The sequence below is a fragment of the Dyella sp. C11 genome, from assembly GCF_003121485.1.
In the GTDB taxonomy this organism is placed as follows: domain Bacteria; phylum Pseudomonadota; class Gammaproteobacteria; order Xanthomonadales; family Rhodanobacteraceae; genus Dyella.
In genome coordinates this window covers 39,876-52,962 of sequence record NZ_QAVX01000011.1, presented here as the reverse complement: position 1 = coordinate 52,962, position 13,087 = coordinate 39,876, and the positions used below count along the sequence as shown (strand labels likewise).

10 protein-coding genes are annotated in these 13,087 nt (G+C 64.6%); 7 read left to right on the top strand and 3 right to left on the bottom strand.

Features of this window, described 5'->3' with window-relative positions:
• Positions 1–43: 43 nt before the first annotated feature.
• Positions 44–1,477: a phospholipase gene (locus DK366_RS11965; protein WP_109125861.1), complete on the bottom strand. Its 1,434-nt coding sequence runs from the start codon at positions 1,475–1,477 to the stop codon at positions 44–46.
• 145 nt (positions 1,478–1,622) lie between these two features.
• Between DK366_RS11965 and DK366_RS11960 the strand changes: the two genes are divergently transcribed.
• Together DK366_RS11960 and DK366_RS11955 are read left to right on the top strand one after the other, a co-directional pair.
• A complete protein-coding gene (locus DK366_RS11960; RefSeq protein ID WP_109125783.1) occupies positions 1,623–2,378 on the top strand; it encodes a YdcF family protein in 756 nt (251 codons plus the stop codon).
• Between the two features lie 172 nt (positions 2,379–2,550).
• Positions 2,551–4,317: a chloride channel protein gene (locus tag DK366_RS11955; protein ID WP_109125860.1), complete on the top strand. Its 1,767-nt coding sequence runs from the start codon at positions 2,551–2,553 to the stop codon at positions 4,315–4,317.
• 53 nt (positions 4,318–4,370) lie between these two features.
• Here the strand turns inward: DK366_RS11955 and DK366_RS11950 are convergent, their stop codons facing one another.
• Positions 4,371–5,429, bottom strand: coding sequence for an NAD(P)-dependent alcohol dehydrogenase (locus tag DK366_RS11950; RefSeq protein ID WP_109125782.1), 1,059 nt, complete (start codon positions 5,427–5,429; stop codon positions 4,371–4,373).
• Positions 5,430–5,607: 178 nt separating this feature from the next.
• Here DK366_RS11950 and DK366_RS11945 point away from each other — a divergent pair, with 178 nt between their 5' ends.
• The 4 genes from DK366_RS11945 to DK366_RS11930 all read left to right on the top strand — a co-directional run bounded on the left by DK366_RS11945 (position 5,608) and on the right by DK366_RS11930 (position 9,202).
• The gene (locus tag DK366_RS11945) at positions 5,608–6,546 is read left to right on the top strand and encodes an AraC family transcriptional regulator (protein WP_198651527.1); all 939 of its coding nucleotides are present in this window, start codon (positions 5,608–5,610) and stop codon (positions 6,544–6,546) included.
• An 81-nt stretch (positions 6,547–6,627) separates the two neighbouring features.
• Positions 6,628–7,221: an HAD-IB family phosphatase gene (locus DK366_RS11940; protein WP_109125780.1), complete on the top strand. Its 594-nt coding sequence runs from the start codon at positions 6,628–6,630 to the stop codon at positions 7,219–7,221.
• A 74-nt stretch (positions 7,222–7,295) separates the two neighbouring features.
• On the top strand, positions 7,296–8,063 hold the full coding sequence (locus DK366_RS11935; RefSeq protein WP_157956511.1) for an SEL1-like repeat protein: 768 nt from the start codon (positions 7,296–7,298) through the stop codon (positions 8,061–8,063).
• A gap of 179 nt (positions 8,064–8,242) precedes the next feature.
• Entirely contained in the window at positions 8,243–9,202 is a 960-nt protein-coding gene (locus tag DK366_RS11930) for an AraC family transcriptional regulator (protein ID WP_232821020.1), read from the top strand.
• On the opposite strand, the gene DK366_RS11925 is transcribed toward DK366_RS11930, so the two are convergent.
• Complete coding sequence (locus tag DK366_RS11925; RefSeq protein ID WP_255412600.1) at positions 9,203–9,835, bottom strand: response regulator transcription factor; 633 nt, start codon at positions 9,833–9,835, stop codon at positions 9,203–9,205.
• 218 nt (positions 9,836–10,053) lie between these two features.
• On the opposite strand from DK366_RS11925, the gene DK366_RS11920 reads away from it, so the two are divergent.
• Entirely contained in the window at positions 10,054–13,023 is a 2,970-nt protein-coding gene (locus DK366_RS11920; RefSeq protein ID WP_198651526.1) for a sensor histidine kinase, read from the top strand.
• Positions 13,024–13,087 lie beyond the last annotated feature (64 nt).

Here is a 13,087-nt window from a genome sequence, read left to right as displayed (position 1 = left end):
ACGCGCCACACACCTTCATGGGGTTGATGGCGGGGCGGCCCATTCATGGAATCACGTCGCCCGGCTCGGGGTGGTGGAAATCTTCGGGGGCGCGTGATTGCGTGAGACGAAATACGCCTTCACGCACGTGACGCGGAAGCACCACGTCGAGCACGGTGGTCTGGTGCGGGCCGAAGATCGGGAAAAGATCGTCGCGGGCCAGCGTGGTGGCCAGGGCGTGATGCACGAGGCCACTCAGGTCCGTGGGCTCAATCGTCGCGCTGTAAGGTCGATGGCTGTCCATCGCGGGGCGCAACGTGCGACGGCTGCTGTCCGGATCGGCCACGCGGGGTACGCCGGCAAGCAATCCGTGGTTGAGGAAGAACGTGACCACGTTGCCGTCGCGACTGTTGGCCTGGCGATCGAGCATGAATCCCTGCGGCATCCAGTCGGGGTTCGGTGGCGTGCCGGCCTTGAACAGCAGCCGTGCGCCGTGAAGCGGCTCGCCGCCTTCATCCGCGAGGCGAATCACCAGCATGCTGCGCGGATCGTGGATATGTACGCGCGCCGGAAACGGCCCGACGGATTCCTTCTCCACGCGGTTCGCGTCGCGTTGTGCATTCTCCGCATCGAAGGCGTCGCACAGCTGCCTGTAGCCAGCGGCATCGCGCACCTTGAGGCAGCGCAGCAGCGCTTCCACGGTGGCGGGCGGCGAGGAGGCCATCACGCCCTGGTCGGTACCGGAATGCGATGCACCGGGAATCAGCTTGAATGCCGAGCGTGGCGCAGTGGTGACATTGAGCGCCAGCGCGTTGACGTCACCACCGCTTTCGCGTGTGAGCACGGCGTGCCGCGCGTTGAGGTTGGCCGCGGCCATGCGTACCACGCCATCGGACCCATCCTCGCCGGTGTAACTGTTGATGTGGTCATACAGCGAGCGATCCGGACGGTCACCGCTGAGTGCAAACAGATATTGGCCGCGCTCGGCCGGATCGTCGCCATGGATATGGTCGAGGTTGAGCGACAGCGATTCGCGGCTGCCCAGTTCCAGCCAGTCGAGGATGCGCTGCCCCGGTTCCACGCCGCCGGCCCACGCCTTCAATCGCCCCAGCACGCCTTTGCCGAGCTGGGCGAGCGCCGAGCCGAAATTCGCCGGCGCCAGCATCATCAGGTGGGTCAGGCGGATGGTGCTGAACGCGCCTGGCCGCTCACGCTGCGCGCGCAGCCATTCGCGCACCACCGGGCCGCCGGTGGAATGGGTGATGCAGGCGAAGCTGGCGTCCTGCAGATGCAGATCGCGCAAGGCGTGATCAAAGGCGCGCACCACGTCCGGCATGGTCACGGCGTCGTCGAAACTCACGTATTCGGACAGCCAGATATCCGCCGTTGTCAGCGGGATGCCTGCGGCGGAGGCCTGTGCCTGAAGCGACGAAGGCAGGCTGCCGTAGGTCGATGTGTTGGTGACGCTCCAGCCGTGCACGAAAACCAGGGTGGTCATGAACGGTTCCCCGCGACGTTCCATTGATCGCTCGGCGCAATGCCGGCGTGTCCATAGGGCGACGCATCGATGGCTTGTGCGCTATCGCCTCGACGTGTCGTAAGGCCCTAAGATGCCATGCCTTTCCATGGAGCAGGGAATCTGCATGCTGGCCGTTCTGTTCATTGTGCTTGTCCTGGCTCTCTGCCTGCGTCGCCTGCGCTGGCGCAAGACGTCGGCTGCGCTGATGGCGGTCTGCGTGCTGGTGTTCTTCGGCATCGGCTGCGGGCTGCTGCCGCGCCTGCTTTCGGAAAACCTGCAAGGTCGCTACGAGAGCGAGCCGGCCATCGCATGGGCGCCGCGCAACGCCATCATCCTGCTGGGTGCCGGCACGGCGGTCGAGGAAGGGCATCGCCTGCAGCCGTCCTTCTTCGTCAACGGGCGCGTGTTGCGTGCGGCGCAGCTCTATAGCGCCTGCAAGGCAGCCGGCAAGGAATGCCGTCTGGTCGTGAGTGGTGGCGACTCGCAGAGTCACGGTGAACCGGAAGCGGTGGTCTACGGGCGTGCGTTGCGCCAGCTTGGCATTCCCGAAGCGGACCTGTCGCTCGAATCGCGCAGCATGAGCACATGGCAGAACGCGCAGTTCAGTCGCCCGATCCTGGCGGAATACGCGCCGCAACACATCGTGCTGGTCACATCGGGCATCCATTTGAAGCGCTCGCTGATCTATTTCGCGCACTTCGGCATCGTGCCGCAGCCGGTGGCGGGTGACTGGGTCAATGCACGCTGGGAACTGGCGCCGGATTCGTGGAACTTCATGTTGATGGATGCCTCGCTGCACGAGGTTCTCGGCATCCTTCGCTACGACGTCTACAACGTGCTGGGCTGGAACGCGCCGAAGGCGCCGCCGCTCGGCGCATGACGACGGAGAGGCTGTTCATTTTCCAGCCAGCTACGCTGCTCCCAATCGCGTAGCCTTGCCGGGCTTACCTCGCCGGTCCTTCCCTATGCACCCCGATATGGCTTCCGAACCGCACTCACGTGCGGCGCTTCCGCTCGCCCCGAGTTTGGACCCGACGCTGATGGCGGCGCACATGCCGCGTCATTTCCGGCCGCTGGGGCGGCGGGTTCTCTGGATCTGTTTCCTCGCGATGACGCTGGGCTCGGTGGTGGCGCTGGTGGCGCGCCTGCTGACGGCGTTGATCGGGTTGGTGACCAATCTCGCGTTCTACGGACGCCTCAGTACCGATTTCAGCAGCCCGGCCGAAAATCATCTGGGCCTTTGGGTGATCGTGGTCCCCGTCATCGGCGGCCTGGTCGTGGGCGCGATGGCACGCTGGGGTTCGCGCGCCATTCGTGGCCACGGCATTCCCGAGGCAATGGAGCAGGTGTTACTCAACGAAAGCCGCATTGCGCCGCGCATCACCTGGTTGAAGCCGGTGTCTGCGGCCATCGCCATCGGCACGGGCGGTCCGTTCGGCGCCGAGGGACCGATCATCGCAACAGGCGGCGCGCGCGGGTCGCTGGTGGGACAGTGGCTTCACGTCACGGCGGACGAACGCAAGACGCTGCTCGCCGCGGGTGCCGCGGCTGGCATGGCGGCGGTATTTTCCGCGCCCATTTCCTCCGTACTGCTCGCCATCGAACTGCTGTTGTTCGAGCGCCGCGCGCGGTCGCTCATTCCGGTGGCGCTTGCCGCCGTGGTGGGCACCGCCGTGCGCTACGTGCTGGAGGGCAACGAACCCCTGTTTCCCATGCCTGCGATTGGCACGCCAACTCTCGTTGCCGTCGCCGCCTACGTTGCCATGGGTGCGCTGACGGGCGTGGTCAGTGTGGGAATCACCAAGCTCACTTATGCCATCGAGGATGGCTTCGAGAAGCTGCCCATCCACTGGATGTGGTGGCCGGCCATCGGCGGCTTGGTCGTCGGCGTGGTGGGGTATTTCATGCCTGCCACGCTGGGCGTGGGCTACAACAACATTGCCTCGGTGATTGCCGGGCAGATCGGGTTGGCGGGCATGCTTTCGCTCTGCCTGTTGAAACTGCTTTCGTGGTCCGTGGCGTTGGGTAGCGGTACATCCGGCGGCACGCTGGCGCCGTTGTTCACCATTGGCGGCGCGCTGGGTGGCGTACTGGGATGGCTCTGCACGATGTGGCTGCCGTGGCTGCAGGTGGATCCGCGCGTTGCTGCACTGGTGTGCATGGCTGCGATATTTGCCGGCGCATCGCGCGCGTTCCTCACCTCGGTGGTGTTTGCTTTCGAGACCACGCAGCAGCCGCACGGTCTGCTGCCACTGTTGGGTGCTTGCGCTGCGGCGTACCTCGTGTCCGGGCTGATGATGCGCAACACCATCATGACCGAGAAGATTGCGCGTCGCGGCGTGCGCGTTCCCTCCGAATACGCCGCGGATTACCTGGAGCGTATTTCCGTGGGCGAGGCGTGCAGCCGCAACGTGGTCAGTCTTCAGGCGTTGCAGTCGTTGACAGAGGTTCGTGCGTGGCTGGCAACAGAGCAGGCATCGTCAAAGCACCAGGGTTTTCCGGTGATGGACGGGCAGGGCCGTTTGCTGGGCGTAGTAACGCGACGCGACCTGCTGCGCACGGGCGTTTCAGCCGGTGCCACCGTGCAATCGCTGCTGGGGCGCGCACCACTCGTGGTGCGGGAAGATCACACGCTGCGCGAGGCCGCAGACCACATGGTGGAGGCGGACGTTGGTCGTCTTGTCGTGCTGGATCGCGATGCATGCAAGATGGTCGGTTTCCTGACGCGTGGCGATCTGCTCAGGGCACATGGCCAGCGTTTGCGTGAGGCGCGCAAGGCGAGTCGCCATTTTGGGTCCAAAGAAAAACCGGCCGCGTAAACGGCCGGTTTTCCGTGTTGCTCAACGGGCGATTGTGCTGCCCGGTGCGTATATCAGGCCGACTTCAGCGAAGCCATGTCGATCACGAAACGGTAGCGGACGTCGCTCTTCACCACGCGGTCGTACGCGGCGTTGATGTCCTTCATGTCGATCACTTCGATGTCGCTGACGATGTTGTGCTCCGCGCAGAAGTCCAGCATTTCCTGCGTTTCGCCGATGCCGCCAATGGCCGAGCCTGCGATGGAGCGACGGCCGAGGATCACCGACACGGCCTGCACCGGCGGCTCCAGCGGCTGCAGCTGGCCCACCAGGCACAGCGTGCCGTTGAGCGTCAGCGTGTTGAGGTACGGGTTCAGATCGTGCGGGTTCGGCACGGTGTCCAGGATGAAGTCGAACTGGCGAGCCACGGCGGCCATCTGCTTCTCGTCCGTGGACAGCACCACGTGATCGGCACCCAGGCGACGGGCTTCGTCTTCCTTGCCCGGCGAGCGGGTGAACAGGGTGACATCGGCGCCCATGGCCTTGGCGAACTTCAGGCCCATGTGACCGAGGCCGCCGAGGCCGATCACCGCCACCTTGCTGCCCTTGCCGACGTTCCAGTGGCGCAGCGGCGACCACGTGGTAATGCCTGCGCACAGCAGCGGCGCGGCAGCCTTCAGGTCGAGCTTGTCGGAAATGGACACCACGAACTTGTCCGACACCACGATGCGCTCGGAGTAGCCGCCGAACGTCGGACGGCCGTCGTGGCGATCGGTGCCGTTGTAGGTCCAGGTGGCGCCGTTCTCGCAGTACTGCTCAAGGCCGGCGTGGCACGAGCCGCAGTGCTGGCACGAATCGACAATGCAGCCGACGCCCACGGTGTCGCCCACCTTGAACTTGCTGACGTCGCTGCCGACGGCGCTGACGCGGCCCACGATTTCGTGGCCGGGCACCATCGGATACACGCTGCCGCCCCATTCGTTGCGGGCCTGGTGGATATCCGAATGGCACACGCCGCAATACAGGATGTCGATCACCACGTCGTCCGGACGAGGATCGCGGCGCTCGAACTGATGCGCGGCCAGCGGCGTGGTGGCGGACTGGGCGGCAAAGCCGCGGATGGAAAGCGTCATGACGAGACTCCTTGGGGGGAACGGAACAGCAAGGTGGCGGAGTATGGGCGCCCGGGGTGCGGCGCGGGTAGCCGAATCCTGCGAGATGATTGCCCGATCCTGCAAGGATGCCTGCCAAGGACTCGCCATGACGCGGAGGAACAGGCAAGCTTGTTCCGCACAAACCAGCGATAAGTCCATGAACGACAACGTTTCACCATCGACGCCTGCCGCCAGCACATCAAAAAATTGCGAGGAATTGACAGCGCTGGTTGAACGATTGGCCTCGCAGGAAGGCGTGCAGGGCACGGCGTGGCCGGGGCTGACCCTGTTTCGCGCCGGCTCCACGGGCGTGCCGACCTGCGCCATGTACGAACCCAGCCTTGGTTTGGCGCTGCAGGGCGCCAAGCAGATTCTGGTGGGCCAGCAATCGCTGTTGCACCAGCCGGCGTCGTATCTCGTGACATCGGTGGACGTGCCGGTTTCATCGCAAGTGGTTCGGGCCTCAAGCGAAGAACCGTGCCTGTGCCTGACGTTTCGCCTGGACCTGTTGCGCATCCGGGAGCTGCTTCCCGATGTGGAGTGGCAGCGAGGGGCGGGGGCGCTGGCGCCTGGCTTGTCCGTGAGCCCGCTCGATCATGATTTGCTCGATCCGTTGCTGCGCCTGGTGCGCCTGCTCGAATCGCCGCGTGACCTTGCGGTGCTTGGGCCGTTGATCGAACGCGAATTGCTGTATCGCCTGTTGACGGGCGAACAGGGCGCCCGGTTGGCATTGATCGCCACGTCCGGCAGCCAGAGTCACCAGGTGTCCCGCGCCATTGAATGGTTGCGTACGCATTTTGACGAGCCGCTGAGTATCGACGAGCTCGCCATGCGCGTGAACATGAGTGCATCGTCGCTGCATCACCACTTTCGCGCGATCACCGCCATGAGTCCGCTGCAATACCAGAAGCAACTGCGCCTGCACGAGGCGCGACGCCTGCTGCTTGCCGACCAGTGCGACGTGGCCACGGCAGCGCATCGCGTCGGTTACGAGAGCCCCTCGCAGTTCAGTCGGGAATACAGCCGCGCGTTCGGTGCGCCGCCGTTGCGCGACGTGGCGCGATTGAAACTGGCGGATGCGGATACGGCCGCCTGACGGCACTTGACGCTTGTCGCGCACCTTCCGAGGATGCGCGGCCACAGGAATGTCTGCGCAAGCGATGGGCCAGGGACCGCCATGAATCTCGCGTTGTTCGATTTCGATGGAACCATCACCACCCGGGAGATGTTCCGTCCTTTCATTGAATTCGCCGCCTCGCCGCGGCGCCTAGCCCTGGGTGGCGCCTTGCTCGCGCCCATGGTGGCCGGCTACAAGCTGGGATGGGTGGCGCCCAACCTCATGCGTCGTTGCGCAGTCCACGTCGGCCTCCGTGGCGTTTCGGAGGCTCATGCGCTTGATCGAGGTGCCGCGTTCGCGCGTGAGGTGCTCCCCGGCGTCGTTCGGCCGGAGGCGCTAGAGCGCATTCAATGGCACAAGGCGCAGGGCGACCGCGTGGTGGTGGTCTCCGGTGCGCTGGACGTCTATCTGTCCCACTGGTGCGGGCAGCACGCGCTGGAGCTGGTCTGTTCGCGCCTCGAAGTGCGGCATGGAACGCTTACCGGTCGCTATCGTGGTGCGCAATGCGTGAGCGCGGAGAAATCGCGTCGGGTGCGCGCCGAGTACGACGTGGCGGCATACCCGGTGATCTACGCCTACGGCGACACGCCGGAAGATCGCGATCTGCTGGGCATGGCGCACCGGCGCTACTACCAGTGGCAGGAAGTGGCCTGATGCACATGCGTGGCTTTTCACGTTCCGTGAATGGCCGCGGATCTTCAATGACGTTTCTACGCGAGGGGTTCGTCATGAAGACGATGGTCATGGGCGCGCTGTTGCTGGCATCGTGTGCCGTGTCGGCGGCAACCATGGACGATCCCGCATCACACGAAGTGTTGGCCGCCATGGCGCGGACGTCCACGTGGGGACATCCGGATGAGTTTGGCGAGTTCGTCGGCATGCGGTACTACGCCAGCGGCGACTACGCGAAGGCCATGAAGTATTTCGACATGGGTGCGCGTTATGCCGACAAGCTTTCTCAGTTGAGCATCGGGTTGATGTATCTCAACGGCGAAGGCGTGGAAAAGAATCCCGTCATGGCCTACGCATGGTTGTCGCTGGCCGCCGAGCGAAACTATCCACGCTACGTGGCTACCCGCGATGCTGTCGGGAAGCAGCTTGACGCCGGGCAACGCGCGCAGGCATCCGAAGTGCTCGCACAGTTGTCCTCCGAGTACGGCGATGAGGTGGCAAAGCGGAGGCTGGAGCGCGAACTCCGCCAGACCCGCACGACGATGACGGGTTCGCTGGTCGGCTACGGCAGCAGCTACACCGGATCGTTGACGTACGCGCAATTTGTCGCAAGTGCGGGTGCCAATGTGCTGGGCCGCATGGGCGCAAATGCCATGCCGCCCTGCGGTGCCAGGTCGATCGATGGCGCACCCATCACGGGTTGCGACAATCTCTTCGTCAGTTGGCGCTGGGACCCGAAGCAATACTTCGACGTGCGCGATGCCACGTGGATGGGCACGGTCACCGTAGGCGACCTGCAGCAGCAAGGCACAACGAATCACTGAGGTGGCATGGCCGGTTGCGGTGCATCTGTTGCATGCATGCAACAGGCTGCCGCGCAATGCGCTCGCATCGATCACACGCATGCGTGATAAATAACTACCCGAACGGGGGCATTGGCGAGCGCGTTGGACTCATAGCATATCCATGCGCCTCACCCATGGGGCACCGAACGGAGCTCGCCATGACAGCCATGCCGTTGCGCGCCTGCGGTGAACGACTAGGGAGATCGTTTCATCTGCGCCGGCCACCCGCACTCATCACTGAAACGCGCAATGGCCATGTGCTGGCCGTGACAGAGCTGCGGCTTGAGCAAGGCTGTGGGCTCACTGCACCCATCGGCCATGACGATGCCTACCTGGTTTGCCTGCATCTGCGCGAGCTTTCGGGCTTCGAGTTGTGGCAGGACGGCGTGCCGGTGGCGATGAATCCACCGCCCTGCCATGGCACGGTGGTGCTGGACCTTACGCGCAACCCTATCGCTTACGTGGGCGAGCCCATGCACGTGCTGGCGTTCTATGTGCCCCGCGCCGCACTGGCGGAAGCCTGCGGTGACGCGCATGTCGCGTGGGACGAGCGGCGCCTTGGCCACGATGTACCCATCGACGATGCCATCATCGCCAGCCTCGGGCAGGTCCTGCTACCACTGATGAATGGGCATGGCGAGTACGGGCAGCGTTTCGTGAATCATGTGCTGCATGCGTTGTGTAGTCATGTAGCGGCAACCTATGGCGGTCGCCGCGAAGTGGAGCGGATCGAGCGGGGTGGATTGGCGCCCTGGCAATACCGCTGCGCGACGGAGCTGATGAAACGGCATCTGGTGGAAGGCACGTCGTTGGCGGCACTTGCCGCAGAATGCCGTCTGTCCACCAGCGCTTTTGTTCGCGCTTTCAAGAAGAGCGCAGGCGTGTCACCCCATCAATGGCTGCTCGCACAGCGAGTCGATCGCGCCATTGAGCTGATGCGTGACCCCGGCACGCCCCTGGCCGACATCGCCATTGCGACCGGCTTTGCCGACCAGAGCCATTTCACGCGCATATTTGCCCGCAAGACCGGCGTGAGTCCGGGTGCCTGGCGGAACGCTCGCCAGGGACGACGTTCCCGCCCAATGATCGGCGCGAGCCCGGTGCGCGCCGAGGCGTGATCAGATGTCCAGGAAGCCTCGTTGCACGGCGGTGGTCACTGCATGTGTTCGATCCGAGGCATCCAGCTTGGCGAGGATGTTCTTCATGCGCGCCTTCACCGTGTCCTCGGAAATGTTGAGCATGCCGGCGATGGTGCGGTTGCTCTTGCCCTCGGCCACCAGGCGCAACACGCTCAATTCGCGGACGGTCAACGCCTCGCTGCCGCGGTAGGAAGCCACGTCGGCGGCCACCTCGGGCGCAATGACATGCCGTCCCACCGTGGCGCTGCGGATGGCGCGCAGGATGTCCGCGCGGCCGGCGGTCTTCAGCAGGTAGGAAGTCGCGCCCAGCGTAAGCGCCCGCGTGACACGGGCATCGCCTGGATACGTGGTCAGCACCACGATGCACGCGCCTGGAAATTCATCGCGGATCGCGGTGATCGCCTGCAGGCCATCCATGCGGGGCATCTGCAGGTCGAGCAGGGTGACGTCGGGGTGATGCTGGCGATACCGTGCCACGGCCTCGGTGCCCTCGGCGGCCTCTCCGATCACTGACATGCCCTGTTCGCTATCGATGGCCGCGCAAAGTCCGTCGCGCATCAAAGGGTGATCGTCGACCACCAGGACCCTGATGGTGTCGTCTGTGCTGGGCAACGTGGTCTTCCTCATGGGCTGGCAAAGCCGGCCGATGCATGGGCTGGCGTGGTTACGACTAAGGGAGGCGTTGAAGCGCCGCCGCAATACCCTAAAGTGTAAGCTCAGGCAGGAATGCTGCGGTATGTTTCCACCTGATTCGTTGACGCTGCCCTGCGCGAAGCGTCGTTTCCTTCCGTGTCACTGCCTTTCCGTTGATGGTTGATCGAACTTCGCGCATGGCAAAGTTTGGCTGGCGATGGTGTGCCCTCGTGCTGCTTGCATTGGGCGCCATGGCCAGCGCGCACGCGCAAGAATTCGAAGTGATGGAGCGGCGGGCGGACAGCCCGCTGGATCGGCCGCTCAGCGAGCTGCATCACACCGCTTACCCCGAGGCCGAAACATCCGTGGGCGCCATCGGCACGGCGGCCGAATCACCCGACGGCTTCCTGTGGCTCGGCGGTTCGTCCGGACTGTTGCGCTTCGACGGTGCGCATTTCGAAGCGCCGTATGCAGGACGGCTTCCGCAGCGGCAGATACTCGCGCTGTACAGCGATGCACAGGATGGCCTGTGGGTGGGTTATCGATTGGGCGGCCTGAGCCATGTGCAGGGCGATGCCGTCAACACCATCGAGGCAGGCGAGGGCATTCCCGACGGGTCGCTGTTCTCGATTCTTCGCGCGCCCGACGGCCGTCTGTGGATCGCCACGACCTCGGGCGTGGCGCGCCTGGTGGATGGGCGCTGGCAACCCGTGGGCGAGGCCGAAGGATACGGTGGCCATCAGCCCGAAAGCATGATGTTGAACCAGGGCGTGCTGTGGATTCTCGACGTCGCGGGTGCGTGGCACCTGGACCCGGGCACAACGCGTTTTCAGCGGATGGACCACGATCAGGCCTTGCAGCAGGGGCGCGAGCGACTGGGGCAACCGGTGCGCAGCTACCACGCCGATACGGATGGCAATGGCTTTGTGGATTCCTCCGGCGCGTTCTGGCTGGGCACCGACAAGGGCTTCGAGCGGCATCGCTGGTTGAAAGACGCGAATGGGCAGACCCATCGCATCACCGAGCGGTTTTCCCAGGTGGACGGCCTTACGTCCAACCGGGTGCATGAGTTCTTCGAGGATCGTTCCGGCAACGTGTGGGCACTGACGGATGGCGGTGTCGACCAGTTCCGGGCGTCCAAGTTGCGCCCCGTGACGTTCTCCGAGGTGCTGCAGTCACCGGCGGTTGAGCGCGGCGAGGGCAATCGCGTCGTCATTACCCGATTCTGGTTTCCGCCCGTGAGCACGGATGGGCACGCCCTCGACACGCTTGTCGGTCTGCCGGACACCGTCACCACGATGACGCGGGATCGCGATGGTGGCGTGTGGATGGCCGGCATTCGCGGGCTATCGGTGTATCGCCACGGCCGCGTTGAGTCCATCCCCTTGCCTGAGGACCTCAAGAGCGTGGGGACGCGTTTCCAGTCCTTGGCGTTTGACGATGAGGGGACGCTTTGGGTGTCGGCATCGGCGTTCGGTCTGTATCGATGGAAGGATGGCGACTGGAGCAAGGAAACAGGCAACGCGTTCCCCGTGGGTCCGCCTACGCGCATGCTCAATGACGGGCAGGGCAGCCTGTGGTTTGCCTATCCACACAATGTGCTGCTGAAAGTCGACTCCCATGGCATGACCCGATTCGGGTCAGCCCAGGGCCTGTCCGTGGGCAATCCGATGGCACTGGGCATGCGCGGTGGTCATGTATGGGTCGGTGGCGATGACGGCGTGCAAGGCCTTGAGGGTGGCCGCTTCGTCACCTGGAGTGGCGAGGGTGGCGAGCATTTTCGCGGCATCACGGGCATCGTGGAGACCGCCAGTGGCGACCTCTGGCTCAGTGGCCTGGATGGCGCCTATCGCATCGCGGCTGCGGACATGGCCGTGGCACGTGCGGGCGCGACGCGGGCAGTGCCTTTCCAGTATTTCGGCCATGACGATGGGCGCATTGGCTCGCCCGATCTCATGCGCCCGCTGCCGTCGCTGGTGGAGGGGGCCGATGGAAAACTGTGGTTCACCACCACCTCGTCGGTCGCGTGGCTGGACCCGCAGAAGATCATGCGAAATACCACGCCGCCCACCGTGGTGATCGACGACATCGCCAGTGGCGATTTTCATCATGCGGCACGCGGCGTCGTGCAATTGCCGGCGTTGACGCGCCGCGTGGAGTTTCGATACTCGGCGGCATCGCTGACCAATGCCCAGCGCACGCGTTTCTTTTATCGCCTGGAAGGCGTGGACGATGATTGGCAGGATGCCGGCCGTCGCCGCACGGCGTTCTATACCAACCTGGAACCGGGCAGCTATCGATTCCTTGTTCGGGCGATCAATGAAGACGGCGTGGTGAGCAAGGGCGACGCGCAGTTTGCGTTTGCCATCCTGCCAGCCTGGTACCAGACCACCGCCTTCAGGATCGTCTGCGTGCTCCTGATACTCGTGATGATGTGGCTGGCGTATCTGGCGCGGATGCGTAGCGCGCAGGAAACCCTGCGTGTCAGGCTGGAGGCGCTGCACGGGGAACGCGAGCGCATCGCGCGCGAGCTGCATGACACGCTTCTGCAGAGTGTGCAGGGCCTCTTGCTGCGCTTGCAGGTGTGGTCGGGCGATGAGTCGCTGCCGCCGCATCGCCGCCAGGAAATGCGCACGGCCACGGCGCATGCGCGCGAGATGATCATGGACGGCCGCGATCGTATCGTCACGCTGCGCCAGCACGATGCACCACCTGCCGATCTTGCCGACGCGTTGCGTATTGCAGGCAATGACTACGCATTCACCTTTCCCGCCATGTTCTTCCTCGACGAGGAAGGGAAGCCACTGCCCGTGCACGCGGACATCATGCGCGAAGTCATCGAGATTGGACGCGAGGCGTTGCGCAACGCCTTCGTGCACGCCGAGGGCAGCGAAGTGCGGGTGCATATCCGCCACTGGCGGCGCAGCCTGGAAGTCGTGGTGCGCGACAACGGCCGTGGCATCGACGAGGACGTACTGGCTGCCGGTGGCCGCGCCGGGCACTGGGGCATGGCGGGAATGCGCGAGCGAGCAGCGCGCATCGGTGCGCACCTGATGCACGTATGCCCGGCCGAAGGTGGTACGCGTGTGCGCCTGGTCGTGCCACGTCATCTGGCGCGGTGGCGGCCGCGGCGCAAGGCGCGAGGCGCTCGCGGCGCGATGCATTGACGCCCGCAGGCGGTGTGACCCAAAGGTCATTCTTGCGGGAAAGGTCGTGGGCGGGTGACAGTAG

What these genes read in the sequence shown, in the direction of transcription:
- DK366_RS11960 (WP_109125783.1), top strand. Translation starts at nt 1,623, where the DNA reads ATGCTGGCCGTTCTGTTCATTGTGCTTGTCCTGGCTCTCTGCCTGCGT.
- DK366_RS11930 (WP_232821020.1), top strand. Translation starts at nt 8,243, where the DNA reads ATGACAGCCATGCCGTTGCGCGCCTGCGGTGAACGACTAGGGAGATCG.
- DK366_RS11965 (WP_109125861.1), bottom strand. Translation starts at nt 1,477, where the DNA reads ATGACCACCCTGGTTTTCGTGCACGGCTGGAGCGTCACCAACACATCG.
- DK366_RS11940 (WP_109125780.1), top strand. Translation starts at nt 6,628, where the DNA reads ATGAATCTCGCGTTGTTCGATTTCGATGGAACCATCACCACCCGGGAG.
- DK366_RS11945 (WP_198651527.1), top strand. Translation starts at nt 5,608, where the DNA reads ATGAACGACAACGTTTCACCATCGACGCCTGCCGCCAGCACATCAAAA.
- DK366_RS11950 (WP_109125782.1), bottom strand. Translation starts at nt 5,429, where the DNA reads ATGACGCTTTCCATCCGCGGCTTTGCCGCCCAGTCCGCCACCACGCCG.
- DK366_RS11935 (WP_157956511.1), top strand. Translation starts at nt 7,296, where the DNA reads ATGAAGACGATGGTCATGGGCGCGCTGTTGCTGGCATCGTGTGCCGTG.
- DK366_RS11955 (WP_109125860.1), top strand. Translation starts at nt 2,551, where the DNA reads ATGCCGCGTCATTTCCGGCCGCTGGGGCGGCGGGTTCTCTGGATCTGT.
- DK366_RS11920 (WP_198651526.1), top strand. Translation starts at nt 10,054, where the DNA reads ATGGCAAAGTTTGGCTGGCGATGGTGTGCCCTCGTGCTGCTTGCATTG.